Raw genomic sequence first — 4,271 nt, 5'->3', positions numbered from 1 at the left:
CTGACGGTATCTTTGCCCAGGTTCAGTTGTTCGAACTGATCGGCGCCGGCGCCTTCGACCTTGGTCAGGCCTTGGGTGATGGTGACTGGATCATTGACGTAGACGTTGTCTGGTGCAGTAACGGTAACCGAACCGGTGGCCTCACCTGCTTTAACGGTCACAGTGGTGCCGTCAGTCAGTGTGAAGGTCAGGCCCTTGTGGTTGGTCACTGGCAGGCTCGGATCGGCGCTAACCAGGGTCACGGTGTAGGTGATCTTGCCGCCTTCGGCCACAGTGGTGTTATCCACAGTGAGCTGGGCAGTAACCGGGCTCTGCGTATCGGTGACCGCAACGGTAGCAGGCTGGCCGATCTGCAGATTTTCCAGCTGCTCGCCGACCACTTCCGCCTTGGTGATGCTGACGGTGATCTTGCCTTCGTCCTTGAACACGTCATCGCCCTGCGCCGGAGCGGCATAGGACTTGGTGGTCTCGCCTGCCGCGAAGGTCAGGGTCGCACCAGTGCTCAAGGTCACGGTGAACGGCTTATCCAAAGCCTTATTCAGGGTGACGGTGAAGGTTGGTTCGGTTGCTTCGTTGACCGAGACTTGGTCGGCCACGATGCTGACCTTGACCAGGTCACCTTCGTTGTTGCCGCCTGGGTTACCCGGAGTACCCGGCTCATCGGTGACTACTGTGCTGACAGTATCTTTGCCCAGGTTCAGTTGTTCGAACTGATCAGCGCCAGCGCCTTCGACCTTGGTCAGGCCTTGGGTGATGGTCACTGGATCGTTTACATAAACGTTATCTGGCGCAGTGACAGTGGTGGTGCCGACCGACTCACCGGCTTTGACCGTGACGGTGGTGCCATCGGTCAGGGTGAAGGTCAGGCCCTTATGGTTGGTCACTGGCAGGCTCGGATCAGCGCTGACCAGAGTCACGGTGTAGGTGATCTTGCCGCCTTCAGCGACGGTAGTGTTGTCTACCGACAGTTCAGCAGTCACCGGGCTCTGCGTATCGGTGACCGCCACGGTTGCAGGCTGACCGATCTGCAGGTTTTCCAGCTGCTCGCCGACCACTTCTGCCTTGGTGATGCTGACGGTGATCTTGCCTTCATCCTTGAACACGTCATCGCCCTGCGCCGGTGCGGCGTAGGACTTGGTGGTCTCGCCTGCCGCGAAGGTCAGGGTGGCACCGGTGCTCAGGGTTAGGGTGAACGGCTTGTCCAAAGCCTTGTTCAGGGTGACGGTGAAGGTTGGTTCGGTTGCTTCGTTGACCGAAACTTGATCGGCCACGATCGTGACTTTGACCAAGTCGCCTTCGTTGTTTCCGCCCGGGTTACCCGGAGTGCCTGGCTCATCGGTGACTACTGTGCTGACAGTATCCTTGCCCAGGTTCAGCTGCTCGAACTGATCAGCGCCGGCGCCCTCGACCTTGGTCAGACCTTGAGTGATGGTGACTGGATCGTTGACGTAGACGTTGTCTGGCGCGGTGACGGTAACAGAACCGGTGGCCTCACCTGCTTTAACGGTCACAGTGGTTCCGTCTGTCAGGGTGAAGGTCAGGCCCTTGTGGTTGGTCACTGGCAGGCTTGGATCAGCGCTGACCAGAGTCACGGTGTAAGTGATCTTGCCGCCTTCGGCCACAGTGGTGTTATCCACAGTGAGCTGGGCAGTCACCGGGCTCTGCGTATCGGTGACCGCCACAGTAGCAGGCTGGCCGATCTGCAGGTTTTCCAGCTGCTCACCGACCACTTCGGCCTTGGTGATGCTGACAGTGATCTTGCCCTCGTCCTTGAACACGTCATCGCCCTGCGCCGGTGCGGCGTAGGACTTGGTGGTCTCGCCTGCTGCGAAGGTCAGGGTCGCACCAGTGCTCAAGGTCACGGTGAACGGCTTGTCGAGCGCCTTGTTCAGGGTAACGGTGAAGGTCGGCGCAGTAGCCTCATTCACAGACAACTGATCGGCAGCGATGCTGACCTTGACCAAGTCGCCTTGGCCAGACGGCTCGTCAGTAACCTGAGTTTGTACCTCGGTCTTGTCCAGAGTCAGTTGCTCGAACTTCCACGCATCCTGGCCGCTGACCGAGTCAATGGCGTTGACCACTGGCGCGTTGGCGCCGACGTAGACGTTGTCCGGCGCGATAACCGTGGCCGAACCGGTGGTGCTGTTGGCCGCCACGACAATGTTGGTGCCGTCGGTCAGCTTGAAGAACAGCTCCGCGTGGTTGTTGATCGGCAGACCATCTTTGTTGGTCAGCGTGATGGTGTAGGTAATCTCGCCTCCTTCGGTTACCGATGGGGTAGCGGTCAGTTTGGCGACCACTTCATCGATGGTGTCGGTGACTTTTACCGAGGCGTCGCCACCCAGTTGCAGGTTCTCGAACGCTGCACCCGTAGCATCGGCCGCCGACTTGATGCCCAAGGTGATTTCGCCGGCGTCTTGGTAGACGTCATCGCCCTGTGCTGCGTGCTCGTATGCCGCGGTGGTTTCGCCAGCCTTGATGGTGACCTTGGCATCGTTGCTCAGGGTCACGACCAGGTCGTGAGCCAAAGGCTGATTGATATGCACGGTGAACGTCGGCTTGACGTTCTCGGCGACCGAAACCTGGTCAGCCGTGATGGTGACCTTGACGATGTCACCTTCGTTGCCCGGGGTGCCAGGCTCGTCGGTGACCTGGGTGCTGACCTCGGTCTTGTCCAGAGTCAGTTGCTCGAACTTCCACGCATCCTGGCCGCTGACCGAGTCAATGGCGTTGACCACTGGCGCGTTGGCGCCGACGTAGACGTTGTCCGGCGCGATAACCGTGGCCGAACCGGTGGTGCTGTTGGCCGCCACGACAATGTTGGTGCCGTCGGTCAGCTTGAAGAACAGCTCCGCGTGGTTGTTGATCGGCAGACCATCTTTGTTGGTCAGCGTGATGGTGTAGGTAATCTCGCCGCCTTCGGTTACCGATGGGGTAGCGGTCAGTTTGGCGACCACTTCATCGATGGTGTCGGTGACTTTTACCGAGGCGTCGCCACCCAGTTGCAGGTTCTCGAACGCTGCACCCGTAGCATCGGCCGCCGACTTGATGCCCAAAGTGATTTCGCCGGCGTCTTGGTAGACGTCATCGCCCTGTGCTGTGTGCTCGTATGCCGCGGTGGTTTCGCCAGCCTTGATGGTGACCTTGGCATCGTTGCTCAGGGTCACGACCAGGTCGTGAGCCAAAGGCTGATTGATATGCACGGTGAACGTCGGTTTGACGTTCTCGGCGACCGAGGTCTGGTCAGCTGTGATGGTGACCTTGACGATGTCACCTTCGTTGCCCGGGGTGCCAGGCTCGTCGGTGACCTGGGTGCTGACCTCGGTCTTGTCCAGGGTCAGTTGCTCGAACTTCCACGCATCCTGGCCGCTGACCGAATCAATGGCGTTGACCACTGGCGCGTTGGCGCCGACGTAGACGTTGTCCGGCGCGATAACAGTGGCCGAACCGGTGGTGCTGTTGGCCGCCACGACGATATTGGTGCCGTCGGTCAGCTTGAAGTACAGGTCCGAAGGGTTGTTGATCGGCAGACCATCTTTGTTGGTCAGCGTGATGGTGTAGGTAATCTCGCCGCCTTCGGTTACCGAAGGGCTCGCGGTCAGCGTGGCTACAACCTCACTGATGGTGTCTGAGATTTCAACAGTCGCGGGGCTACCGAACTCCAGCTTCTCAAAGGTGGCACCTGGGACGCTTGCGTCAGTAACGCCAAGAGTGAGAGAGCCGGGATCTTTGAAGACATCATCACCTTGGGCTGTCGCCTTGTACTCCACCTCTGTTTTACCGGCTTCAATGGTGACCTTGTCGCCATTGGACAGGGTAACGGTCAGTGGCCGATCCAGCGCCTGACTGACTTTTACAGTAAAGACAGGCTGCTGATCTTCAGTCACATTGCCATTGCTGACGATGCTCACAGTTACAGGGTCGATGCTGTCCTGGATGACAGTCGATGCAGGTGTTGGGTCCGGCGTCAGTTGCTCGAAGTTGCCACCGGTAGCTTTGTCGATGGTGACATTGACGGTCGAGCCGTTGTTGTAAACGTCGTTGGCCGGAGTCTGGAAGTCGACACTGCCCTGATTCTTACCCGCTTCCACGGTCACGGTCTGGCCGTTGGACAGGGTCACGGTTACCGGGGTCTGAGCAGGATTACTCAGGGTGACGGTATAGGTGATCACGCCGCCCTCGGTCACACTCGGCGAAGCCGTGAGGGTCGCGGTGGTGGTGTCGACCGAGTCGTTGATCGTGGTCTGGGCCGGAGTCGGGTTCGGGGTCAG

At 59.2% G+C, this 4,271-nt stretch carries 1 protein-coding gene; it reads right to left on the bottom strand.

The genetic code is table 11. The features are described 5' to 3' along the window. Positions 1-4,271, bottom strand: a 4,271-nt coding sequence (locus EGJ22_RS25730; RefSeq protein ID WP_371921054.1) for an immunoglobulin-like domain-containing protein, incomplete at both ends; no start/stop codon positions are given.

The organism is Pseudomonas sp. p99-361, assembly GCF_003935475.1.
In the GTDB taxonomy this organism is placed as follows: Bacteria; Pseudomonadota; Gammaproteobacteria; order Pseudomonadales; family Pseudomonadaceae; genus Aquipseudomonas; species Aquipseudomonas juntendi.
The sequence above is the reverse complement of the archived record's forward strand: the minus strand, read 5'-3'. Positions and strand labels throughout refer to the sequence as shown.